At 43.2% G+C, this 24828-nt stretch carries 25 protein-coding genes; 18 read left to right on the top strand and 7 right to left on the bottom strand.

Annotated features, from left to right (window positions below):
* Positions 1-91 precede the first annotated feature (91 nt).
* The 6 genes from TV75_RS16110 to TV75_RS16085 all read left to right on the top strand — a co-directional run bounded on the left by TV75_RS16110 (position 92) and on the right by TV75_RS16085 (position 6559).
* Positions 92-1876, top strand: a complete 1785-nt coding sequence (locus tag TV75_RS16110; protein ID WP_044339818.1) for an L-lactate permease — start codon at positions 92-94, stop codon at positions 1874-1876.
* Positions 1877-2249: 373 nt separating this feature from the next.
* Entirely contained in the window at positions 2250-2966 is a 717-nt protein-coding gene (locus tag TV75_RS16105) for a (Fe-S)-binding protein (protein ID WP_044339817.1), read from the top strand.
* 16 nt (positions 2967-2982) lie between these two features.
* Entirely contained in the window at positions 2983-4422 is a 1440-nt protein-coding gene (locus tag TV75_RS16100) for a LutB/LldF family L-lactate oxidation iron-sulfur protein (RefSeq protein ID WP_044339816.1), read from the top strand.
* Positions 4409-5113 carry a LutC/YkgG family protein gene (locus tag TV75_RS16095; protein ID WP_044339815.1) on the top strand — a complete coding sequence of 235 codons (705 nt, stop codon included), beginning with the start codon at positions 4409-4411 and terminating at the stop codon, positions 5111-5113. Before TV75_RS16100 ends, TV75_RS16095 begins: the two co-directional genes overlap by 14 nt.
* 201 nt (positions 5114-5314) lie before the next feature.
* Positions 5315-6091, top strand: coding sequence for an SRPBCC domain-containing protein (locus TV75_RS16090; RefSeq protein WP_044339814.1), 777 nt, complete (start codon positions 5315-5317; stop codon positions 6089-6091).
* Positions 6092-6124: 33 nt separating this feature from the next.
* Positions 6125-6559 (top strand): SRPBCC family protein, encoded by a 435-nt coding sequence (locus tag TV75_RS16085; protein ID WP_044339813.1) that lies wholly within the window; start codon positions 6125-6127, stop codon positions 6557-6559.
* Between the two features lie 147 nt (positions 6560-6706).
* Here the strand turns inward: TV75_RS16085 and TV75_RS16080 are convergent, their stop codons facing one another.
* The gene (locus TV75_RS16080) at positions 6707-8242 is read right to left on the bottom strand and encodes a multicopper oxidase family protein (protein ID WP_044339812.1); all 1536 of its coding nucleotides are present in this window, start codon (positions 8240-8242) and stop codon (positions 6707-6709) included.
* Positions 8243-8483: 241 nt separating this feature from the next.
* Between TV75_RS16080 and TV75_RS16075 the strand changes: the two genes are divergently transcribed.
* The 4 genes from TV75_RS16075 to TV75_RS16065 all read left to right on the top strand — a co-directional run bounded on the left by TV75_RS16075 (position 8484) and on the right by TV75_RS16065 (position 11581).
* On the top strand, positions 8484-9350 hold the full coding sequence (locus TV75_RS16075) for a DMT family transporter (protein ID WP_044339811.1): 867 nt from the start codon (positions 8484-8486) through the stop codon (positions 9348-9350).
* A 399-nt stretch (positions 9351-9749) separates the two neighbouring features.
* Positions 9750-10841, top strand: coding sequence for a serine hydrolase (locus TV75_RS16070; RefSeq protein ID WP_044339810.1), 1092 nt, complete (start codon positions 9750-9752; stop codon positions 10839-10841).
* A gap of 39 nt (positions 10842-10880) precedes the next feature.
* On the top strand, positions 10881-11045 hold the full coding sequence (locus TV75_RS21905) for a hypothetical protein (RefSeq protein WP_156142481.1): 165 nt from the start codon (positions 10881-10883) through the stop codon (positions 11043-11045).
* Complete coding sequence (locus TV75_RS16065; protein ID WP_156142479.1) at positions 11039-11581, top strand: hypothetical protein; 543 nt, start codon at positions 11039-11041, stop codon at positions 11579-11581. Before TV75_RS21905 ends, TV75_RS16065 begins: the two co-directional genes overlap by 7 nt.
* 39 nt (positions 11582-11620) lie before the next feature.
* On the opposite strand, the gene TV75_RS16060 is transcribed toward TV75_RS16065, so the two are convergent.
* From TV75_RS16060 to TV75_RS16045, 4 genes are read right to left on the bottom strand one after another with little or no spacing between them, the layout of a single operon-like run.
* Entirely contained in the window at positions 11621-12274 is a 654-nt protein-coding gene (locus TV75_RS16060; RefSeq protein WP_044339809.1) for an ABC transporter ATP-binding protein, read from the bottom strand.
* A 1-nt stretch (position 12275) separates the two neighbouring features.
* Entirely contained in the window at positions 12276-13334 is a 1059-nt protein-coding gene (locus TV75_RS16055; protein WP_052504586.1) for an ABC transporter permease, read from the bottom strand.
* Positions 13335-13385: 51 nt separating this feature from the next.
* The gene (locus TV75_RS16050) at positions 13386-14756 is read right to left on the bottom strand and encodes a sensor histidine kinase (RefSeq protein ID WP_044339808.1); all 1371 of its coding nucleotides are present in this window, start codon (positions 14754-14756) and stop codon (positions 13386-13388) included.
* A gap of 1 nt (position 14757) precedes the next feature.
* Positions 14758-15426, bottom strand: coding sequence for a response regulator transcription factor (locus tag TV75_RS16045; protein WP_044339807.1), 669 nt, complete (start codon positions 15424-15426; stop codon positions 14758-14760).
* 183 nt (positions 15427-15609) lie between these two features.
* Between TV75_RS16045 and TV75_RS16040 the strand changes: the two genes are divergently transcribed.
* From TV75_RS16040 to TV75_RS16015, 6 genes are all read left to right on the top strand, one after another.
* Entirely contained in the window at positions 15610-16293 is a 684-nt protein-coding gene (locus tag TV75_RS16040; RefSeq protein WP_052504585.1) for a sigma factor-like helix-turn-helix DNA-binding protein, read from the top strand.
* 3 nt (positions 16294-16296) lie between these two features.
* Positions 16297-16896, top strand: a complete 600-nt coding sequence (gene clpP, locus TV75_RS16035; RefSeq protein ID WP_301280436.1) for an ATP-dependent Clp endopeptidase proteolytic subunit ClpP — start codon at positions 16297-16299, stop codon at positions 16894-16896.
* Between the two features lie 216 nt (positions 16897-17112).
* Positions 17113-17631, top strand: a complete 519-nt coding sequence (locus TV75_RS16030) for a hypothetical protein (protein WP_052504584.1) — start codon at positions 17113-17115, stop codon at positions 17629-17631.
* A gap of 78 nt (positions 17632-17709) precedes the next feature.
* Positions 17710-18768, top strand: a complete 1059-nt coding sequence (locus TV75_RS16025; RefSeq protein WP_044339805.1) for a C45 family autoproteolytic acyltransferase/hydolase — start codon at positions 17710-17712, stop codon at positions 18766-18768.
* Between the two features lie 222 nt (positions 18769-18990).
* The gene (locus tag TV75_RS16020) at positions 18991-19560 is read left to right on the top strand and encodes a helix-turn-helix domain-containing protein (protein WP_437176716.1); all 570 of its coding nucleotides are present in this window, start codon (positions 18991-18993) and stop codon (positions 19558-19560) included.
* Between the two features lie 40 nt (positions 19561-19600).
* A complete protein-coding gene (locus tag TV75_RS16015; RefSeq protein ID WP_044339803.1) occupies positions 19601-20848 on the top strand; it encodes an ATP-binding protein in 1248 nt (415 codons plus the stop codon).
* Between the two features lie 47 nt (positions 20849-20895).
* Here TV75_RS16015 and TV75_RS16010 read toward each other — a convergent pair whose 3' ends face one another.
* Positions 20896-21570: an NAD(P)H-dependent oxidoreductase gene (locus tag TV75_RS16010; protein WP_044339802.1), complete on the bottom strand. Its 675-nt coding sequence runs from the start codon at positions 21568-21570 to the stop codon at positions 20896-20898.
* Between the two features lie 228 nt (positions 21571-21798).
* Entirely contained in the window at positions 21799-22758 is a 960-nt protein-coding gene (locus TV75_RS16005; protein ID WP_044339801.1) for a sodium:calcium antiporter, read from the bottom strand.
* A gap of 301 nt (positions 22759-23059) precedes the next feature.
* On the opposite strand from TV75_RS16005, the gene TV75_RS16000 reads away from it, so the two are divergent.
* Both TV75_RS16000 and TV75_RS15995 read left to right on the top strand, forming a co-directional pair.
* The gene (locus TV75_RS16000) at positions 23060-23668 is read left to right on the top strand and encodes a methyltransferase (RefSeq protein WP_044339800.1); all 609 of its coding nucleotides are present in this window, start codon (positions 23060-23062) and stop codon (positions 23666-23668) included.
* A gap of 119 nt (positions 23669-23787) precedes the next feature.
* Entirely contained in the window at positions 23788-24705 is a 918-nt protein-coding gene (locus TV75_RS15995) for a ketopantoate reductase family protein (protein WP_044339799.1), read from the top strand.
* Positions 24706-24828 lie beyond the last annotated feature (123 nt).

Here is a 24828-nt window from a genome sequence, read left to right as displayed (position 1 = left end):
TTAATTATATAATGGTCATCTGATGACCTGTTAACATGATTAGTTGGGGAGTTTGTGGGAAAATTTATTCACTTTTAAAGGGGGAAGTATGATGAGTGTTGGTATGCTAGCTTTATTGGCGGCCATGCCTATTTTTTCGGTTTTCTTGTTTTTGGTTGTATTAAGATGGCCGGCAAAGAGAGCGATGCCTGTTTCGTTGATTGTGACCGTGCTGATGGCCATGTTTGTGTGGGAGGTGCCGGGGAATCAGGTTGCAGCTGCGAGTGTAAAAGGGGTTGTAACCGCACTTGAAGTGGCCGTCATCGTATTCGGAGCGATTCTGTTATTAAATACATTAAAGGAAAGTGGAGCTGTTTTCACAATCCGCAAAGGATTCACGAGTATTTCACCTGACAGGAGGGTGCAGACGATCATCGTTTGCTGGTTGTTCGGAGCTTTCCTGGAAGGAGCTGCAGGATGGGGAGCGCCAGCGACGATCGTTGGTCCTCTCCTGGTTGCAATCGGTTTTCCGGCCATGGGAGCCGTCATGGTCGCCTTAATCTTGCAATCGACTCCCGTGTCCTTCGGGGCGGTTGGAACTCCCATATTGATCGGAGTGAATACGGGGTTAAAGGATTCACCATTAGTGCAGCAATACGTGGCTGAACAAGGGACGACCATGGATGCCTACATAAATGGAATCGGCGGTCAGGTCGCCATCATTCATGGGATCATCGGGATCTTCATTCCGCTCTTTATGGTCACGATGCTTACGTACTTCTTCGGAAAAAATAAGTCCATCAGGGAAGGATTGGCTGTTTGGAAGTTTGCTCTTTTTGCAGGATTGGCGTTCACGGTTCCTTATGCGCTTGTAGCGAACCTTCTTGGACCGGAGTTTCCTTCCTTGATCGGTGGCTTAGTCGGCTTGGCCATCGTGGTGCCGGCGGCTAAAAAAGGTTTATTCGTACCAAAACGGACATGGGACTTTGACAAAGCCTCAAACTGGGATCCGACATGGAATGGGTCGCTTAATATTGATGAAACAGAAAAACCAAAGAAAAACATTTCATTCCTTGCAGCTTGGATGCCTTATATTTTAGTGGCGGTACTATTAGTCCTTACGAGATTAAAAACACTGCCATTCACAGACTGGATCCAAGCCTGGGTCCTATCTGCAGACAATGTATTTGGTACGGCAATTTCGGTTGCCTCAAAACCATTGAACATACCGGGAACGATCTTTATCTTCGTTTCACTGATCAGCATATTCATTTATAAAATGAATCTGAAAGATTACGGACGCGCCGTAAAAGATTCCTTTAAGACGATCGTCAGCGCCATGGCGGCTTTAATCTTCGCCGTACCAATGGTTCAAGTATTCATCAACTCAGGTGTCAACGCTGCAGAGTATGCCAGTATGCCACTGGTGTTAGCCGAAGGGATTTCAAATGTGTTCGGAAGCTATTGGCCACTGGCCGCTCCTACGATCGGTGCCATAGGTGCCTTTGCTGCCGGAAGTAACACCGTGAGCAATATGATGTTTTCCCTTTTTCAATTTGGAGTAGCGGATAATATCCTGGCGACCCCTGCCGTGATTGTGGCTCTGCAGGCAGTGGGAGGGGCTGCAGGAAATATGATTTGCGTCCATAATGTCGTAGCGGCTTCGTCTGCTGCAGGATTGATCGGAAAAGAAGGAAACTTAATAAGAAAAACGTTAATTCCGATGGGCTTTTATGTAGTATTTGCCGGAGGGATTGGCTACGTCCTGATTAACGGGATCGGCTTTAACATAGGTACATTGATCCTCGGTGTTATCGTGGTATTACTTGTCAGCTTTATCGTAAAAGGACAAAAACAAAATAAGAAGGAATTGAATCAAATCGGGAGAACAGCATAAGAAAGGACATGTAGCAAGCTCCCATTATTGGTGAGCTTGCTTTGTTTTCAGCTACAGAAAATGGGAGGATGTTCAGCTGCTGAAAAAACGGGGAAAATAATCAGCTGAAATTTACCCGGAATTCATCTGTTAAATAGGTCGATAAAGTAAGCAGTCAAAATTCAATGGGATTTCAACTGTTGAATGAAATACCAACTTTTTTAAAAGAGGAATTACAAAAGCATGCATCGACTTTTTATACCATCAGGTAATCCACACTAAGTCATCTGATGACCTGTTGACTTAATGCGATCTACGTTTTACACTAGTACTATTAGCAAACTAGCAGAGAATTCCAGCGAATGAATTCTCCGGAAAGTATAGGTGATAGTCTATGAAAGTATCATTATTTGTGACTTGTTTAATAGACATTTTTCAGACAGATGTGGGAATGGATACGGTTGAATTACTTGAAAGGCTTGGCTGTGAGGTTGATTTTCCAGAGAGGCAGACGTGCTGCGGTCAGCCTGCTTATAACAGTGGATATGTAGCGAAGGCAAAGGAATCAATGAAGCATATGATTTCCGTTTTTGAGAATTCCGACTATGTGATTACTCCATCCGGATCGTGTGGAACCATGTTCAAGGAGTATCCTCATCTTTTTAAAGGGGATCAGGAATGGGAGAAGCGTGCTCAAGAATTAGCGGATAAAACATATGAGCTTACTCAATTTATCGTGGATGTGCTGGGAGTCGAGGATGTAGGTGCGAAGCTGACCGGGAAGGCCACCTATCACACATCATGCCATATGACGCGACTGCTGGGGGTGAAGGAAGCTCCTATGAAACTCCTGAGTCATGTGGAAGGATTGGAAATGAAATCGCTGCCACATAATCATGATTGCTGTGGGTTTGGAGGGACATTCTCGGTGAAGATGACCCCGATCTCAGAGCAAATGGTCGATGAAAAGGTGCAGCATGTAGAAGAAACAGAAGCTGATATTTTAATAGGTGCCGATTGCGGATGCCTGATGAATATCGGTGGACGAATTGATAGAGAAGGCAAGCCGATAAAGGTCATGCATATTGCTTCTGTATTGAATAGTCGATAAGAAAGGGGGAAGGCAAATGGCGATGAAAATAGGAAATCAATCCTTTAACGATCGCGTTTCAAGCGGGCTTGCCGACACGTTTATGAGGGGAGCCGTTTCCTCTGCCCAAGGGCGTTTCCGGAACGGCCGGTTAAACGCGGCGGAAGAATTGGGGAATTGGGAAGATTGGCGTAAGCTTGGAGAAGAAATTCGTTCCCATACCATTGAAAACCTGGATTATTACCTTGAGCAATTGAGTGAAAATGTAGCGGGACGCGGCGGCCATGTATTTTTTGCGGAAACTGCAGAAGAAGCCAATGAATACATTACCAATGTTGTGAAAAAGAAGGACGGTAAGAAAGTCGTTAAATCGAAGTCCATGGTGACTGAAGAAATCAATATGAATGAAGCCTTGGAAAAAGCGGGTTGCGAGGTTGTAGAGAGTGATCTGGGAGAATGGATTCTTCAAGTCGATGATCACGATCCACCTTCACATATTGTGACTCCTGCCCTTCATAAAAATAAGGAACAAATCCGGGAAGTATTTCGAAATAAACTCGGGTATGACAAGACGGAAAAGCCGGAGGAACTCGCTTTATTCGCACGGGAAAAGTTAAGGGAAGAATTCCTTCAGGCTGATATTGGAATCACAGGATGTAACTTTGCCATTGCCGAATCAGGAACCATTTCACTCGTGACTAATGAAGGGAATGCCCGTATGGTGACGACGGTGCCGAAAACACAGATCACCGTAATGGGGATGGAGCGGATTGTACCTACTTGGGAAGAGATGGAGGTCCTCGTCAGCCTGCTGACCCGTGCCGCAGTCGGACAAAAGCTGACCAGCTATATCACTGCTTTGACTGGTCCTAAACAAGAAGGGGAGGTGGATGGACCTGAGGAGTTTCACCTTGTCATCGTCGACAATGGCCGTTCGAAAATCTTGGGAACCGCCTTTCAGTCAATTCTGCATTGCATCCGTTGTGCAGCTTGTATCAATGTGTGTCCTGTATACCGCCATGTCGGCGGCCACTCGTACGGGTCGATTTATCCCGGTCCTGTGGGAGCCGTGTTGTCTCCGCTCCTTGGTGGATATGAAGACTACAAAGAGCTGCCGTATGCGTCTACATTATGCGGAGCCTGTACCGAAGCATGCCCGGTGAAAATCCCACTTCACGAACATTTACTCCGTCATCGTCAGGAAATCGTTGAGAAGGAAGGAAAGGCTCCTATCTTTGAGAATCTATCCATGAAGGCCTTCAGTCTCGGAACGGCTTCACCAGCCATGTACAATATCGGTTCCAGACTCGCACCAACGACACTTGCTGCGTTTACAAAAGACGGGAAGATTTCAAACGGCCCGGGGCCATTGAAAAACTGGACTGAATCACGTGAGTTTCCTGCACCGAAGAAAGATCGATTCAGGGATTGGTATAAAAAGAGAAAGAAGGAGGGAAAAGCGGATGAGCATCGGTAGCATCAAGAATCGCGATTCGTTTTTGAATAACCTGGCTGGTCATCTGGGAAGAGAGCGCAAGTCTCATGTAGACAAGCCACAATGGAGTCACAACCCCCAATGGGAAGTGTACAAAGATTACTCTCAGGATCAACTTGTTGACGTATTAAAGAAACAGTGCCGGTTAATTCATACCGACGTACATGAAACCGTTGCGTCTGAGTTATCCACGCTGATCCCCCATCTTATAAGGGGGTACGGCGGGAAAACAGTTGTGACCTGGGATGACCCGCGATTTGCAGAGTTCGGTCTATCTGATTTAGGAGACGACGAGATGGATGTCCGCGTGTGGGATCGAAATGGCGGAGAAGCGAATCTGGCTTATTCAGCGACTGCTGATATCGGTATTACCTTTAGTGATGCCACACTTGCAGAGTCTGGGACAGTTGTCTTATATAGTGACGATGGTAAGGGACGCGCAGTGAGCTTGCTTCCTGCTGTCTACATTGCTATCATCCCTAAAAGTACGATCGTCCCAAGGATGACCCAGGTGGCAAGGGACATTCACAAAAGAATCGCAAGCGGTGAATGTGTCGCATCCTGTGTGAATTTTATATCAGGTCCAAGCAACAGCGCGGATATTGAAATGAATTTGATTGTGGGTGTGCATGGTCCTGTTAAAGCTACGTATATTATTGTGGATGACAAATGAAAAACTCTGGACCTGATCGCTGGTTTTGGCACCAGTGATCAGGTTTTTTGTTGTAAAACTGGGAGTGTTAAAACTTCTCCATCACCGACTCAATCACCTTCAACACGTGATTGACTCCTCACACCTAACGTGTTACCATTAGGTCACATAATACATGTGACTATTCATTCACATATCAATCACATTGAAAGGATCGTAAATATGAAAGACGAACTTTCCACATTATTTAAGGCACTGGGGCACCCGATACGAAGGGAGATCCTGGACCTGTTGAAGCAGTCGGCAAGAACAACCGGTGAACTGAATGAGCATTTTCCCGAGGTGACAAGATATGCGATCATGAAACATTTGACGATTTTGGAGGAAGGGAATTTGGTGGTGGTGAAGCGGGAAGGGAAGTACCGAAGAAATTACCTTAACGCGGTTCCACTTCAGGAGATGCACAATCGGTGGGTAGGGAAGTATATGGAATCTACCGCCAATTCGCTTTTAAAGTTACGGGCATTAGCAGAAAACAAAGGAGGAGAAGAAGGAATGGAACAAAGTAAAGTATTTCGTATTGAACAAGAATTGATGATAGATGCACCAAGGGATCAGGTATTTAAAGCGTTAACCGAGCAAGCGGGGGATTGGTGGGAGTTTAAACTGGCACCTGAGGGAGTTAGTTCACATTTTACATTTGATCCTGTACCAGGCGGGCAATTCATTGAGAAGTGGCGTGAAAACGAAGGGGCACTTTGGGGAACGGTGTATTACGTTAACGCCCCTGAGGAAATACGTCTCCATGGCCACCTTGGTATGCAGGGTGCCGTAAATAGTGCATACACTTACCGTTTGATTGAAAAAGGTGATTCCACGCTCCTTCAGTTATCCCATACAGCATCAGGAGTCATTGAAGATGATTGGCAGGAAAAGCATTCAGAAGGGTGGAACTACCTGCTGGGTACCCTGTTGAAAAAATATGTAGAAGAGAAATAAAAAAACGAAGTACGTTCTTAAAAGGAGATAAAGATGGTAGATGTACTGACAGAAATAACGATTCGCTGCCCGCTTTATAAGGTTTCAGAGTATGCTGCCGATCCGGATAATGCACCAGAATGGTATGTAAATATTGATTCGGCAGCATGGGTGACGGAAAAGCCTTTAACCGTTGACTCTCAAATTGCATTTAAAGCGAGATTCTTAGGGAAGGACCTTTCCTACGTCTATAAAATCACGGAGTTTAGTCCGGGCCGGAAGCTTGTGATGAAAACCGCAGACGGACCGTTTCCGATGGAAACCACCTATACATGGGAGGCACTTGATGAACAAGTGACAAGGATGACTCTCCGAAATCAAGGAAAGCCCTCTGGTTTTTCAAAATGGGTGACGCCTCTTATGTCTACCATGATGAAAAAAGCGAACAAAAAGGATTTAAAAAGAATCAAAGTTATTTTGGAGAGCTAAAAGGAAGAAGACTGTTTTCTTTTGAAATTAGAGAATTCAGTCTTCCTTTTTTTTGTGGAATGATGGGCAAGAAAAATCTGATGTGTGCCCCACGTCTTCCTAAAGAAAGTCTGCTCCTGAAAAGGGGCAGACTTTCTGTATTCATAGTTATTTGATCACCACATACGGCCTCATCATCTCATAATCCTCATGCTCTAAAATATGACAATGCCAGACATATAATCCTGTATAAGGACCGAATGGCACAATGATCCGAGTCATTTCCCATGGGTTTGCACAAACTGTATCTTTCCAGCCCTGCTCATTGGCCTCGGGTTTGATACGAGGTCCAATGGGTACGACACTACCTTCCGTTTGATAGATTTCCTTATCGAATCTCTGCCGATCGAGGACTTGAAACCTGACTAAATGCAAGTGGATGGGGTGTGATTCTTCGGTAACGTTGATGAAATTCCATATCTCAATACTCCAAAGATGTGGCATTTCTGTAATTGGATCCGACCATAATTGATTATTTAAAAGGTGAATTTCCCGCTTGTATTGATCGTTACTCATATTTAACAGAAGATTTCTGGTTTGGTAAGCATTTCTCTCTTTCAACCTTGGTACAGCATTTAATGTTGATGGAATCATGCTCGTATCTGTACATAAGAGTCGTTTGCTCACCCGGAACTGCATCAGGACTCCCGTCGTATCAGGGTCGGGGAGGTCACCCGTTGGAAAAGGTGCCGGCGCATCGTTTTGGATGGTAATGACTTGCCCCCTCATGGAAGAGAAGTCCAGGATGACATCCGCCCGTTCAGCTGGAGCGAGTAAAATCTTCCGGACGTTTACAGGTGCAGGGAGAAGACCTTGATCGGAACCGATTTGGATAAACGGATTATCGTTTGAGAGTGAGAGTTGATACGTCCGGGAATTAGAAGCATTGATCATTCGAAATCGATAGCGGCGTGGTTGAACTTCTAAGTATGGCCATACCATCCCGTTAATCAAGATCGTGTCTCCAAAGAAATTAGAGCGGATGGAGGGATTGACACCAGTAGTGGGAGGATCAGGCTGCGAAGGATAATAGAGTGATCCATCTTTATTGAAGGAACGATCCATGATCACTAAGGGAATATCGTATGGCACCTGGGGGAGGGACAAAGAGCCCTCCTTTTCGTCATGGATGATATAAGCACCTGCGAGTCCGGCATATATATTCAGGCGGGTGATCCCTACTGCATGGTCATGGTACCAAAGAGTAGTGGCGGGCTGCTGGTTCGGGTAAGTGTAGGCTTTCACGGCAAAGAAAGGACCAACCTCTTTAAAGTCCTTTGTAAACCAGGCATCTGGATAACCGTCGCTCGTATCAGGGGTAGCTCCACCATGAAGATGAACCACGGTACGGACCTCGGGGTTCTCCTTTTCCGCCCCGTGAACGGTTGAATCGACGGGGAGGAAATGTTCCTCTGGAAGTTCATTCTTCCATAATACCTGCAAGGTTTGATTGCGTTTCACTCTAAAAGTGGGACCGGGGAATCGTCCATTATAGCCCCATACTTTAGTCGGTGGTAAATCACTGTGCAGTTTCTGCATGACTTCTTTCATGGAAACTTCAAAAAATAACGTATTCTTTCCACAAGAAGAGGGCTGAATCGTTTCCATAACAGGGAGTGGATCGACGAATTTTTTAAGCATCATATTCCTCCTTTATATGGAATCACTTATTGATATGTATTTCGGTCGTTGCTTAAATATCCTTTTTCCCTATAAAATATGTTTCAAGTGAAGGTTAATAGTGTCAAAATTCATATCAAAAATAGGTTCTATTACATAAGTTTAAATTCTCCATAAATCATCATAAATTTGTTACACTATCTAAGTTGCCAAAATTAATTCACTCAATTGATCCTACTATTGGCAAATGAAATTGGAGGAAGTCATGTCAAATCGAAATAAAGGAATACTCCTATTACTTCTATCAGCGTTTGGTTTTTCACTGATGGCGGCCTTTGTGAAGCTGTCAGGAGATGTGCCGACGATACAAAAAACATTTTTCAGGAACATTGTTTCTGCATTCATCGCATTCGGTTTTGTCCGGTATCATAAAGAACGTTTATTCGGGAAGAAAGAAAATCAGAAGCTGCTTCTGCTGCGCTCAAGCTTGGGGGCTGTCGGGATCGTCTTGTTCTTCTATGCGATTGATCATCTGGTGTTATCCGATGCCGATATGTTGAACAAGCTCAGTCCATTTCTGACCATCATCTTCTCGGCCATCTTCCTGAAGGAACGAACGAAGGTGTTTCAAGTGGTGGCGATCATCATTGCATTCATTGGAACACTGTTCATCATTAAACCGGCGTTCTCCTTTGATGTGATTCCATATTTGGCAGGAGTGTTTTCCGCTATATTCGCAGCCGGTGCCTATACGGTCCTACGCGTATTAGGGAGCAGGGAGAAGTTTTATACGGTCGTTTTTTACTTCTCATTCTTTACGACGGTCGTCCTGCTACCATTTGTCATCGGATTTTATGAACCGATGAGCGCTCAGCAGTGGATTTACCTGTTATCCGCCGGCGTTTTCGCGACAGTTGGTCAGTTCGGAATCACGATGGCCTACAAGTTCGCACCTGCAAGGGAAATATCTATTTTCTTCTATTCGACGGTCGTGTATTCTGCCATGATCAGCATCTTCTTATTCGGACAGATTCCTGACGCATTAAGCATCATCGGATACGTCATCATCTTTGCTGCTTCGTTTTATATGTTTTTGAAAAATAATCAAGCAGCCAAAAGGCAGGAAGTATAATCGACAATTGAGGCTGGGACAAAAGTGTTTTAGTCTAAGTAAAACCCGAACAAATCCGCTTCTTAGTAGGCAGATTGGTTCGGGTTTATTATTTATTTTTGGTCCATTTGATTTTAGCAGTCTCCAGCGGTTGATTGGAGTGCAAGACGAAGACTCCTGCGGGAAAAGTAGCTTATGTGAGACCCCGCAGGCTTGCCGAGGAGGCTCACGGGCTACCCGCGGAAAGCGTAGTCTTGCACGGAAATCATTAGCGGTATTAATAACCTACACTTCTATTGTTCGTCTTTATTTCGTGATTTTTTAGTTTTGTCCCAACTCATTTTTTATGGAGATAAAATGAAACATTTTCCATTTTCCGTTCGTAGATAAACTATCAAGGTTATGACAGGAGTGAATGGAATGAAGATTGCTTTCATTATAGTCGGTGTTTGTTTTGTCATTGGAATCGGTGTATTCGTTGCAGCAAGACACTATTTAACTAAAGAAGATCCAGAATATCTATTAAACTACTTAAAGAACCACAGTAATAGCAGCTTAACCGTATCAAGGAACGGGCAAACCCTATCCGCTATGAGGGAAAATGAAATGATCCCGTTAGCAAGTACGGTGAAAATCATGATTGCGATCGAGTACGCGAAACAGTGTGAGGAAGGAAATTTAGTTCCATCAAAAAAGATATCATTAGAAGAACTAGATCAGTATTATATTCCTGGTACCGACGGTGGAGCGCATGAAGCCTGGATTGAATACTCCAAAGGGGAAGGGGTGCTTCGAGACGGGTCATCAACTCTGGAAAACGTCGTGAAAGGCATGATTTTATTCAGCTCCAATGCTAATACCGAATATATGATGAACCTTCTGGGGATTGACAACATCAATGAATTGCGGGAAGAGATGAAAATGAAACAGCATGATCCTCTGTTCCCCATCAGTTCATCCATGCTGATCCCTACTTATATAAAAAATAAGTATCCTGCTTATTCAGAGAAACAGATAGAAAGCAAACTGAGAGACATGTCTAAAGAGGAATACATCGAGCTTTCCCATCTTATTTTCACTTCATTAAGAAAAGGCGAAAAGCACATATATATTGAAAGTATACACACCAACAAGTCCCTGCAGAAAATATGGTCAGACAGACTGACGAAAAGTACGACGGCTGAATATGCAGAAATCATGAGAAAAATGAATTCAAAGACGTATTTTTCAAAAGGAATACAGGAAAGATTGGATGCGGTGATGGAAGGAATGATGGAGAATCCCAAGAACCAGGAATGGTTAATGCATGGAGGGCAAAAAGGCGGATCTACATTATTCGTTGCCACCAATGCTGCGTACGCAACCGATAAAGGTGGAAACTCGACGGAGATCGTCTTTTTTGCCAATGATCTCGAGGAAGTGGAGCGTCAGAAGATCTCGAACAATTTAAACGGATTTAATTTAAGAATATTGAGAGATGAGGATTTCCGAAGAAAGCTGGCAGAGTTATAATGTAAGTATATGGAATTTATTGCGGGGAGGGGAGTTTTCATGGTACTGCGCGAAACGAAATTGGCCAAATGGGCAATCGCCTTGTTAGGTGTCGTTCTCCTTAGTAATCTTTTATTATATCAACCGGTGGTTCAACGATTTCTATCAATAGAATTGGAGAGGGGAGTAGTCATAGGATCACTGCTGGATTTTCAGAAGTGTTGATGGTTTACTATGCCTTATTCAGCTGGCGCCGCAAGCCGGTTGTCCATGATGGTGCTGTAACGATGCATCACAAGACGAGTGCCGTTGCCATGAATATCATGCTTATCCACGCCGTCGTGATCGAGACGATCGGGATCCACTGGTGGCTTCATTCCAAGCTCCCGATTCTGTCTTTCATTCTTTTGATTCTGAACGTTTATACTGTTCTATTGTTTATAGCTGAAATTCAGATTACCAGACTCCATCCACTGGAAGTGAAAAATGGTCATCTTTATGTAACGCAGGGATTGATGCAACGAATAGGATTGCCTCTTAATCAAATCGAAAAAATCGAATGGGGTAGGGAACCGGGCAAAGAGGCACTTGTTTTCATGCATAAAGATTTTGAAGAAATTTGTCCACAGGTGGTCCTGTTTCTGAAGAAACCAGTAGAAGCGACAATGTTTATGGGAAGAAAGCAGCTGGTATCGGAGGTTGCCCTGCGAGTGGATGACCCGGAGAAGTTAAAGGAATTGTTGGATAAAAGGACTTCATGAAAAAAAGTGCCTGACTCTTTATAGCCAGGCACTTACTTCTCACGTCATCCGGTACACCCAATCACAATATCTGATCATCGTTTCATCATGGGTCACCATGATGGTGGCGATATTTCTATCCTTCGTTTCCTTGGCGAGAAGCTCCACCACGGACTTGCCGCGGGCTTGATCCAGGCTTGCAGTAGGTTCATCTGCAAGGATCAACCTCGGTTCATTCATGAGGGCACGGGCGATGGCAACCCGCTGCTGTTCGCCACCTGACAGCTGTTCAGGGTAATGGGACAAGCGTTCTGCCATTCCGAGATGGGACAATAATTCCCCTGCTCGTTTCCGAAGACTTTCTCCTTGTTTATTCAGCTTTCCCACAAACACTAATTGCTCTTCCACGGTTAAAAAAGGAACCAGGTTTGATTGTTGGAAAATAAAACCGATTTCTTTGAGGCGAAGGGATGTTTGTTCTTTCTCGTTTAGATTGTGGACGTTTCGCCCGTTCATTTTCACTTCACCACTGGATGGGCTGGTCAAGGCTCCTATGATGGAGAGAAGCGTACTTTTTCCCGATCCGGAAGGGCCCAATATGGCACCGAACTCACCTGGATTCACCTTCATGGATACATGGTCCAATACCGTCAGCTTCTCATTTCCCTGTTCATATGTTTTGCTCACATCATGTAACTCTAAAATGGCCGTCATCTTATTTCACACTCCCGATTGCTTGTAATGGATCCACAGTCACAATGCTTCTAAAGGATAAAAGTGAACCGATCCACGCCATCAGTAGGATTAATGCACTGTTGGATAGAATCATGGTGATGGATAATTCAAAAGGTACGCCTGCCGGAATCACGAATGTAAGTCCATAGGTAACGACATTCCCTGCAACGATGCCGGCGATGGTAAGGGTTGAGATTTGCGCGAATAATGAACGGAGTAGAACGCTCACTTTCGTCCCTATCGCCTTTAAAACACCGTATTGGTGGAGCTTTTGCAGGGTCATCACATAGAAGAAGGTGGCTAAGACAATCGCTGATATGATGAGCAGAAAGATCACCATCATATTTAGAGAACCTTGTTCTGCAGAATAGCCAGGCACATTGGATAGTATCTCTTCTTTAGACACCGACTCCATTTTTGAAGGTGTGTCGATCGTTTTTTCATTGGTAAATAAAACGGCTTGGTAAACGGACGAATCTCCAAAAAGATCCTCCCATGTTTCCAGAGATGTAAAAATGGCCGGGGTGTGTCCGTAACTGAATCGTTTTTCAGTAAATCCCTTGATCGTCCACTCTTTGTCGTCATAGGTGAAAGAATCCCCAATCTCAAACCCTTCTTTCTTCAGGCCAGGATCGGCAAGGACCTCATAGGGCGCAAGCTTTGCGTGTTCTGCCGTCGTTGGCATGAAAGCACTCTCGGGATCAGCGCCAAATAGGCTTACATTCACTGTCTTGTCTCCCTGATTGATCTCTACCATTTTCAGTCCAAGAGGGGATCCCCCTTTTATCGAAGAAATATCTTGTTCGGTTAACTGTGACCGTTCAAGCTGATGTGTGTCGCCCGTTTTCACGACATAGGTATCAGCAGGCATATTCTTTATAGCCGAAGCATTATCAACCGATAATCCATTGGCAAGTCCTGAGATCGATAGGACCAGGCTTGTGATTAAAGTGATGATGCCAATCATTAATAAAAACTTCATCTTCGCATAACGCAATTCTTTCCATGCCAGAAACAAAAAAATCACCTTCCCTTTCATAACTTCTCCCTTATGATAAAAGAGAAGTATGAACGGAAGATGAACAACGGATTAAGGAAGAATCACTGTAAAGGTGGTTCCTTTATTGGCCCTGCTTTCGACATGGATTTCACCTTGGTGCAGGGTGATGATCTTTTTGACTATAGAAAGACCAAGGCCGCTGCTATCCTTTTCTTTGCTCCGTGAGGCATCCACTTTGTAAAAACGTTCAAATATCTTTTCCTGGTGTTCAGGAGAAATTCCGATTCCGCTGTCTTCAATAATAAATCTGAACCCCTGTTGATGTTTGTGAAGGAACAGGTTAATTTCGCCCCCTGGGGGAGTGTATTTGATGCTATTTGCCAAGAGGTTCTCAAATGCTTGATAGAGCAGCTCTTCGTGGCCGTTATAAGTAACACCATCGGCTTCCAGGGACACAGCGAGGTCTTTTCTTTCCCACAGCCATCGTGTTTGTTTCATGAGATTTTGGAGCAATTGAGTCATGTTGATGGGTTCATGTTGAATCAATCCATTGTCCTTATCGAGAGAAGCGAGGGTCAACAGCTGCTTACTCAGCTTCGACAGCCGATTGCTTTCTGATTCAATCACTTTTAAGTAATGTTCCCGATCCTCTTCTGACAAGGAAGGGGAGAGAAGCAGATTGGCATAGCCCTTCATGGAGGACAGGGGCGTCTGGATTTCATGGGAAACATTTGAAACGAACTCCTGTCGCATATTCTCCACCTGCATCAGCTGCCGGCTCATGGAAGTAAAGGAGCGGGCAAGGGTACCGATTTCGTCCTTTCGGTTTTGATTCAATTGAATCGAATACTCACCACCGGCAATTTTCTTCGTGGCATTCGTCAATTCACGGATCGGTTTCACAAGGTAGCGGGTACTGAAGAAAACGATCAGCATGCTGAGAAGTATTGTGAATACAAGCAGGACGGATAAAAGAATATGAATTTCATTAAACTGTTGTTTCACATTGGGTCTCATGAACAGGGCATGAGGTTTTCCATCGATGTCAATAGGAACACCAATGCTATTGGTTAATTCATTTGAGAAAAATCCAGTCACAAATGTGGTAGAGGGATAATTCGCAATTCCATGGTAAGTGGATCCATTCACGACCGTTTCTACAATTTCGGGAGAAATACTTTGATCACGAAAGTCTTCTCCGTAAAATGTTCCAGGAGCATTGCCATCTGTTACATAAAATTGATAGCTGAGCTTCGCCGTTTTCTGAAAGAACGCAGGGGCGTCCAGTGATGCTGCATGATATAAATCAACGATATCTTTCGCGATTTCAGTGTTTTTTTCATCATTTGAAGGCTTTAATATATGCTGATAGTAAAGATTGGAACCGATGAAGGCGATGATACTGCTCGTCATCATGATAAGAAGGGTGACGACAACAATCCGGACATACAGGGAGCGCATTTTAGGTCACCTCCAATTTATAGCCGATTCCACGTACAGTGGTGATCAAGAAATCATGGGAGTGCCGGAACCGTTCACGCAGCCTTTTAATATGGACATCAATCGTTCGGTCATCCCCTTCAAAATCCATTCCCCATACTTGTTGAATGATCTCTTCCCGTGAAAAGGTTCTGTTAGGGAAGCTTGCTAAATAATATAATAATTCAAATTCCTTAAGAGGAAGGATGATTATTTTTGATCCGTCCTTCACTTCGTACGATCGTTTGTCAAGGATCATGTCATTGAGACGGATTTTCTGGGGAGCGGCACGATGAAATCTCCTCAGGATCGCCTGTACACGAAAGAGAAGCTCTTCTTTTTCAAAGGGCTTTACCATATAATCATCGGTGCCGGCTTCATAACCTTTTGCTTTATCCGTAAGACTGTCCTTGGCGGTCAAAATAATAATCGGGATATCGTAGTTCTCCCTGATTTCCTTCGCTAATTGAAACCCATCCTTATTCGGCATCATCAAATCGACAATCGCGAGATCGATCGATTGTGCTTCAAGAATGACAGAGGCTGCATCCCCGTCATGTGCTTCAGTAACGGCGTAGCCATTCTGCTCCAAATGAACACGTATAAGTTTACGTAAATGGGGATCGTCATCCACGACAAGTATTGAAATCATAACTAATCCTCTTTTCCGTTACCTGTTTTATGAATCAACTTTAGCATAACTCACGCTGCATAAACCAATTTATTACCCATTCAAGTACTGTTGGATATAATAAAGATAAAAATACCTTTCACCCATATCTTTTTGACCAATTCATCCGTTATAAGCATGAGAGGATTTAAAGGAGTGAGGACGATGCAAATGAGGTCTGGCTTAAAAATGAATGAACGAAAGCCTAACGATCAAGACATGGAAGAGCTTGTTCAAAAGCTCTATCGATACTGCTATTTTCTGACGAAGAGCAAATGGGACGGTGAGGACCTGGCTCAAGAGTCCATCTGTAAGGCACTGAATCATTACCCTGCTCAGCAGTGGAGGTCATCTTTACTTAATAAAATCGCTTATCATCTATGGGTGGATAAAGTCCGTAAACAGAGTAAGGAATCGATTGGCGAAATTCCAGAAGTGAAGGCTGAAGAAACGAAAGAGGGGATCAGTCTTGAAATCATTGAAAAGCTTTCAAGGAAGATGACCCCAAAACAGTTAGTCACCTTTGTTCTAAAAGAAGCGTTTCAATACAAGATTTCTGAAGTGGCAGATGTTCTGGGGATGACGGAAACCGCTGTGAAAGCCTTGCTGAATCGATCGAGGGCAAGGCTTAAGAAATTCTCCGGTAATGAAGACGGAGGCGGGATTCAACCTTACTGGGATGAAGCCCTTCAGGAAGAGTTGAACGCGATTTTATACCGCAGTCTGATGGCACAGGATCCCAGTCTCCTTTTAGCATACATTCCAATCCTGCTTGCACATGATCCTGCCCAAGGTCGATTTGTAAGAACGTCTGGCTCTCCTTCAAGCGTCCTCTCACTAGCTGCATAACGAATGAAGGAGGAAGTAAGGATGAATACCATACCTTATGTCATTGAACAGTCAAGCAAAGGGGAACGATCCTACGATATTTACTCACGATTGTTAAAAGACCGGATCATCATGGTGAGTGATGAAGTGAATGACCAGATGGCAAACAGCATAGTCGCCCAATTGTTATTCCTTGCTGCAGACGATCCGGAGAAAGATATTTCCTTATATATCAACAGCCCGGGTGGCTCCACTTCAGCAGGATTCGCCATCTTTGATACGATGAACTATATAAGTCCCGACGTTCGAACGATCTGTACGGGAATGGCGGCTTCCTTTGGAGCGATGCTCTTGCTCGCGGGGACAAAAGGGAAGCGCTTTGCCTTACCAAACAGCGAAATCATGATCCACCAGCCATTAGGCGGCGCCCGTGGGCAGGCAACAGATTTGGAGATTTCAGCTAAGAGGATCCTGAAGCTAAGACAGCACATCAACGAAATCATTGCTGAAAAAACAGGCCAGCCCGTTGAAAAAGTTGCCCTTGATACGGATCGTGATTATTTCATGAGTGCCTATGAAGCGAAGAAATATGGGATTATCGATGAAATTATTGAGAAGAAATGATGGAAAAGAAGGGACGGTCGTTTGGGCCGTTCCTTTATTATGTCATTCAGCTGCTGATAATTGAGGGGAATTCAGCAGCTGAACGAAGGGGGGAAGGGTGTACCAGGCACAGAACGTTGAATTTGTACCGGGTACATTTCTCACGATGCACCATAATTCTAGAAGGATATGGTAAAATAAACCATAGAATCTTCGTGTATGAGGGAGGAATGGCCGGTGACTTTGATTATCGTTTTAGGGCTTGTTGGGGTTTTAATCTTCATGAGAAAGCCGAGTGAGAAAAGCTATTCGTTTAAGTGGATTCATAAACTAAATAAGTATGAGTGGTTTCAAAATCCTTGGGCAGTCGGATGTTTTTTATTTGGGATGAATCTTGTTTTATTCGGTACAACAGGATTGATATTGTATGGTCTTACCTTAATGATGATTCCATACCTTCACCTTGTTATCATGTTGGCTGCTGTTGTGATGAGTATTCTGGTGTGGAGTTCAGTTGGAAGTGCGAAAGAATGGGAGAAGGGTGGGCGACTGAAGGCAGGTATGGTGGGAAGCAGTTTCTATTTATGCCTATTTTTGTTCATCGTGTATCAATGGGTCACGTATGTACCTCAGTATCCAGGTGAGGACGGTGTTATGACCTCAGTGGGGTTCTTTCTAGGGCTGTTGGTATCGGGGATGGCGTTTGTCATATGCTTTGTGATAATGGTTTTTCTTCCCGTAGATAGGCGTGTATAGCAGGATTCCGATTTCTTTCTTTTTCTCATCCATTCTATTATCCTTATAGAATACATTCTGACAAAAAGAGGTTTTAGCATGAAAACAATACATAGCGATGTGATTCAGTTCCGTGGATCTCATTACGATTTTGGTTATATGCAGGGGTTAAGGATAAAGGATTCTATCACGGTGAGAAATCGCGAGAACCAATGGAAGGTAAGAAAGCCCCGTTTCTCAATAAACATAGAGGAAGCGAAGCGCGCGATACTGAGATTTGCTCCTGGTGTATGGAACGAGCTCACCGGATTACAGGAAGCGCTCGCGTGGCCGCTGGAGAGAGTGCTTCAGGAGTTTGGAGGATACCGTGTTGAATATACGAAGTCGGGCTGCTCGATTATGACGGGTGAAAATTATTTGATCCGGAATTATGATTATCACCCGAAAACGTATGAGGGAAGGTATACATTTTACCAGCCGACGGACGGGGGATATAGTATCATCGGACCGAGTCAGCGGGTGACGGGACGAATGGACGGCATGAATGAAAAAGGATTGGCGATTGGATATAACTTCATGCATCGGAAAAACCCGGGGGATGGTTTCATTTGCTGTATGATCGGGCGATTGATTCTGGAGTCATCTAGGGATGTATCTGAAGCTGTTGACATGCTAAAAGAAATTCCTCACCGGCACTCGTTTAGTTATGTCGTGTATGACAGAAGCGGTGAAACGTTTATCGTTGAGACTTCCCCTCGTGGCGTGGAGATTCGGCAGTCGAATGCGTGTACGAATCATTTTGAAGTGATGAAGCATGAAAATAGAAATCATCTGGTGGATTCGAAACGTCGATTGAGTATCATTCAAGATAAGCAGGCTACGGATGCCCATGAAGCTTTCCGCTTAATGAATGACACGGATAAAGGCGTATTCTCTGATTTATACGGAAGCTGGGCAGGCACCATCCATACATCGGCTTATTTTCCTAACGAAATGAAAGCATGGTTTGCCCTGGGGGGAGATCGGGAACCGGTTGTGTTTGATTTTGGCAAGTGGCTTGAAGGGGAGGATGTTTCTCTTAATCAGATTAAGGGAGAAGTTGATACAGATATTCCGTTTGTTCATATGGATGAGGGAGCGGATTGGTTTAGTAAATAATAGGAGAACCTGGGGAGTATCCCTAAGGTTCTTTTTTTTGACAGAAAGAATGCTGAAGATATTCTACCAGTTTACTAGAAAATATTTTCTGATTTTTCCTTAATTATGGGCCTTTTAGTCGGTTTTACGTTTTTTTGCAATAGTGACAAAATAGTCACATAGTTTTTGAAATTAGAATCAGTATAATAGAACTAGAAAGGTTGCTTTATAGGAGGGATGCGAGTGAGTCAGCAGAAAAGAAATTGGCTTGAAAGATTAAGAAAAATCAAAGGATATAGCCAAGAAGAGATTGCACAACTAGTTCACATCGACAGATCCTATTATTCAAAGATAGAAAATGGTGTGAGAGTACCAAGTAGGAAGCTGGCAGAAGACTTGGCCAATCTACTGAACTTTCATGTTTCCATCTTCGAATTGGAGGTAAGTCCATTTTATTTTGCCCTGCAAGATTCCCCCATGATTGTTGCCCATTTTGATCGAGAGCTCAGATATACTTGGATTTTTAATCCCCACCCGGATTTCGATCCTGTTTTCGTGATTGGCAGAAGCGATGTAGAGCTAGAAGATAATGATGGAACCAGAGAGCTAATGAGAATAAAACAAGAGGTCATCAAACAACGTAAATCGATTAGAAAGAAAATCTCCTTTCCCCTATCAGATAGTACTTATGAGTATGACGTTACCTGTCATCCATTATTTAATGAGAAAGGTGAATTGATTGGGGGAAGCTCTGCCTCCACTCAATTATTAAAGGAAGAGGTAACGAATTGTAGTCAAAAAATTCACTCCTGACCAATAATTTTGATAGAAATGAGATAGGGGGTGTTTTCATATGATTGATTCTCCTTTAACGAACTTATTATTAAACTTTTTATTTATTATTGTAGGGCTACTAGCCTTTGCATTGTATTTTGATTTCAAAAAGAAGGCCCCTTCAAAAGGTATCGTCATATTTCTTTCAACCTTTACGATACTGTTATGTGTTTTGTTTAGTTATAAGCTTACGGCCGGTGTTTATGTGGATTTAAGAAGGATTCCTTTTTTCTTGGCCAGTTTATATTTTGGTCCACTGGTTTCCTTCGTATTAATGATGGTCATCATTTTATTACGATATTTGTTTATCGGTAGTGAACTTATTCACCTTGTCATTCTGAATTATTTTATTACATTTTTAATTTTGGCAGCGTTTTCTAAGGGGTTTCTACGTGCTAAGAAAAAAGTGAAAATGTTTTTCACTGTAGTGATCTGTTTTAGCATGACTGTATTCAATCTGGTGTTTGGATATGTCTATGAAGCTGAAATCTCGAGGAACGAATACATATATCTTGTGCTCATTCCTTTAGTCGCAACCATTATTTCAGTTATGATTGCTGAAATGATCCGAAAGCTAATCATAATGAGAAGAACATTGTCTCAACATGAAAAGCTTCAGGTTGTAAGTCAATTAGCGGCAAGTATCTCCCATGAGGTGCGAAATCCTTTAACTTCTTCCAAAGGATTCCTGCAGCTGGTGCGTGAGGAAAAAGATGAAGAACTTCAAAAGCAGTTTATTGATTTATCCTTGAACGGAATAGATCAAGCTACTCACGTCATAGAAGACTATCTCACCTTTACCAACTCAACACCTGATAAAATAGAGCGGATCAATGTAAAACATTCGATTGTGGAACTGATAGAGATGATAGAACCATTGGCTCAACATGTTTCATTTAGTCATCAACTCATTGATGATATATATGTAGAAGGCCAGGCCCATAGTTTTCGGAAATGTATCGGGAATATTATGAATAACGCTATAGAATCCATGCCACAAGGCGGGAAGCTTTCTGTAGAGATGATTGTGAGTGAAAACCTTATTATTGCCGTAACTGATTCAGGATTAGGGATGACCAAGGAGCAGATTCAACGATTTGGAGAACCATTTTTTACGACGAAAGACGAGGGAACTGGTTTAGGGGTAATGGCGGCAAACATTATTGTTCATTCTATGAAGGGTAATATTCAAGTGAAAAGTGAATTGAATAGAGGCACGACGGTTTATATAGAATTGGAAGAATCTTTTAAAATAGAAGCTGGGTAAATGAAAAAAGGAATCTGGGCAGTTAAACCAGATTCCTTTTCTTTTCATTAAACGAACTTCACGATATCCTCATAAGATCGACGCGTTTTCGGTGCAGGATCCTTCACTCTGTAACCGAATGCCACCATGACCGAGATACTGAAACGGCCATCTTCCAACAATCCTTCTTCATCTAAAAGCTCATTCATTTTTCCAATGTCAAAGCCTTCGATTGGACACGAGTCCACACCGATTTGAGCGGCTGCTGTCATCATATTACCAAGGGCTAGATAGGTTTGCTTTCCGGCCCAGTCGTATAAGGGACGATCGCCTTCCAATAAATCGAAATCAACCTTTTGGAACTGCTCGATTTTTTCCAAGTATTTTGCCATATGATCTTCTGGCAGGTTTTTCACGTTTTTAAAATGATCCTGTAAGTATTGTGAATCGTATTTCGTATCTTTTTTCGTTCTGGCGAGGATCACGACGAAATGACTGGATTCAGGCAGTTTTCCGTATGCACCCCAAGCGGTATTCTTGATCTTTTCTCTCAGTTCGGGATTTTGAATGACGACGAATCTCCAAGGCTCGAAACCAAATGAGCTTGGGGACAGACGCCCCGTTTCCATAATGAATCGAAAATCGTCATCGGATACTTTCTTGTTTGGATCGAATTCCTTTGTTGCGTGTCTGAAATGGTAAGCATCTAAAATGTCTTGCTTTAGTTGTTCTTTATCAGCCATTGAACATTCACTCCTTATCCATTGATTCAATCATGTTTAATTTATCATAAGTGAAGAGGGGATTCATGTGATGTGCCTGACCAACATTTTTTTTGAATGTAATTTGGGGGGAATTGAACAAAAGACCTAGCTCGAGGGGAATGTACCGATGGGCAGTATACGGATGCGGCGAACGATTTTAAAGCCTGTAAAAGAGTGAAGGCGTGCCGAGGCACGCCTTTTGGATGTCTAGAATAATACATACGATACGACAATATACAGAACGGTTATAATGAAGGATGGAGCCATGTATCTCCACTTACTCAGGACATTGGCTGTCCGCAGAAGCAAGTATACGATGACGAGTGTCATCAATAATCCCAGTCCAGCGATAAAGATATGTGACGTGTCGACTGCTTCAAGTATGGCACCTTTTCGGTAAAGGACATCGGTGAGGACAAGCAGTTGGATGTTAAACAGGTTGCTTCCGAGAATAGAGCCGATTGCCATATTGTAATTTGCCAGTTTAAAAGCAGCAAGGACCGTAACGAGTTCAGGCAGGGAAGTGGAGGCAGCGATGAGAAAGCTTCCGACAAAGCTTGCGTTCATGCCCGTTGCCTTTGCCAATTGGTCACCTGCAATTGATAACACACTTCCTGATGCAAATACGACCAGTGCAGCAATGATAAAACCGACGACGGCTGTTTTGAGGGAATAATCCTTTGAAGGTACGGATTCTCCTTCAGTGTCATCGCTGGAAACGAATTTCATCGCCATGAAGTATAGGATAATGATGATGAACATCTCAATCCCGACGCCGAACAATTCAATGGAACCCGGCATGAAAAGGGCGAAAATGATGATCGTGAGAAACAGGAATCCAAATAGGGCGGAAGGAATATTTGCCTTCCTGTTCACCTTTTGGAACAATCTTCTTTTACGATAAATAAGATCGACCACAGCCAGGATAAATAGATTGAACACATTACTACCGAGCATGTTCCCCACGGCAATATCAGGGTTATCGATATAAACCGCCGTTAAACTCGTTGTTAATTCAGGGAGTGACGTTGCCCCTGCAATGAGGAATGTTCCTACGACAGCCCCGCTTAATGAAGACTTCTTGCTGATGACATCTCCGAACTGATTCAGGTAAATAGCGGCCGCAACCACGATGGCTGCAGCGAGTAAAAAAACAATGTAAACCATATAATTTCCTCCAAGCCAGTGCACAGAAAAAAGACCCCGGCACAAATATTTTGTACCAAGGTCTTGCGTGCTGAAGAATGAGCTAAAGCCTGATGAACCAGGTATTTTCATACCGGGATGACGATTCACCAGCCGATTACCGGTCGCTACTCCCCTTGTTACTATTAATGTATTAGGATTTTGAAGGTTTGTCAATGAAAGTGCTTATGTTATTTTGAAGAGGGAAATAACTTGAGTAGAAAGAGGTTCCCAATGAAACCGGTTTTTAATACGATTTGAATATAGAAATGAAGGAGTATGTATGAAGGAAGAGAACTATGATGAATTATTAGGTGTTGAAACGAGTGAGTTACAGATGGGGTTTCACCGGTCTTTTCATTATCATCGGTATGAGCCGACTCCGTATCAGGCACTGGATGAATTATTCAAACATTATGGATTGAACGAAAGCGATCGCGTGGTGGATTTCGGCTGTGGAAAAGGGCGTTTGAATTTCTTTATCCACCACCTATTTCAATCCACCGTTGTTGGCATTGAAATGAATGAAGAGTTTTATGAAGAAGCCGTGGCGAACCGGGAAAGCTATTTGAAAAAGGCGAAAATCAAACGTAATGATCTCTATTTCTATCACTGTTTGGCAGAAGAATATACAATCCACCCACAGGATAACCGATTTTATTTTTTCAATCCGTTCTCTGTACAGATATTCATGAAGATCATCAATAACATCCTCTTTTCAGTGGAACAATCACCACGTGATATCGAGATCGTGTTGTACTATAGCTCCGATGATTATGTTCATTATTTAGAAGATCACCCCCTATTTGTTTTACGGAAAGAGGTGAATTTGTCAGGGGAATATGAAAAGAATGAGTATGAGCGATTTTTGGTGTACGGGTTAATGTATTGAATGAGGTGTCTCCTGCTTTTTGGGGGCACTTTTTTTAAAAAAGCTACTATTTTTGATTTATCCGCTTTCATATCGGAGAATGGTATATGATATGTGAAGAGTAAAAGGAGGCGGATGGAATGAGAATACTAGTCGTTGGTGCAGGTGCCGTTGGGGGCTACTTCGGAGGTAGATTGATAGAGAAAGGCGAGGATGTTACGTTTCTTGTCCGTGAGCGTAGAGAGCAGCAGCTCAAAGAGCATGGATTGAAAATGGACAGTGTACATGGTGATTTTCACTGCAAGCCCAGAACGTTGAGAGCAGAAGAAAAGGCAGAGCCTTTTGATGCTATCATCCTCTCAACCAAGGCCTATCATCTCAAGGGAGCAATCGAGAGTATCCACTCCTTCGTGGGTGAGCATACGATGATCCTGCCACTTTTAAACGGTATGTCCCACATGGACGATCTTATTGAATCATTCGGTGAAGAAAGAGTGATTGGCGGTTTATGCTTTGTCGAATCGACGCTTGACGAATCAGGGAAAGTCATTCAATCAAGTCCCATTCATGATCTCGTCTTTGGAGAAAGAAGTGGTGAGCGAACGGATAGAATTGTGAAGCTAGAAGAGGCCTTTTCAGGAACGAAGGCTAACTTTCGATTATCCCACACCATTGAACAGGATATGTGGCATAAGTATTTATTTATCACCACACTTTCAGGGGTAACATCCTTATTCCGGGCACCGATTGGACCGATTCGGGAAATAGGGAAGGGTGCAGCTATGATCAAAGGAGTCCTTTATGAAGCGGCTATGATCATGAGAGGCTTAAAAGCGCCACTTGCTGAGAAAATAGAAGATGCTCAATACGATAAAATCAATCAAATGGGCTATCGTATGAAATCATCCTTACAGCGGGATATGGAAAAAAACCTCTCCGTGGAAGCGGATCATTTATACGGATACTTATTGAAGGCTGCTGAAGCAAAGGGGATTGAAGCCCGTGAGTTGCGTTTGATTTATGGGAATCTGAAGATTTATGAGATCGCAAATAAATAATGATGTGAGACATCTGATACCTGATATAAGGTGTCGGGTGTTTTTTTGTGGAATGGAGTTGGTTTAATGGGGGATTCAGTTGTTTAATGAACGCTTAAAATCAGCTGCTGAATATTGTGCGGA

The sequence above is a fragment of the Rossellomorea aquimaris genome (assembly GCF_000935355.1).
GTDB classification, from domain to species: domain Bacteria; phylum Bacillota; class Bacilli; order Bacillales; family Bacillaceae_B; genus Rossellomorea; species Rossellomorea aquimaris_B.
The sequence above is the reverse complement of the archived record's forward strand: the minus strand, read 5'-3'. Positions and strand labels throughout refer to the sequence as shown.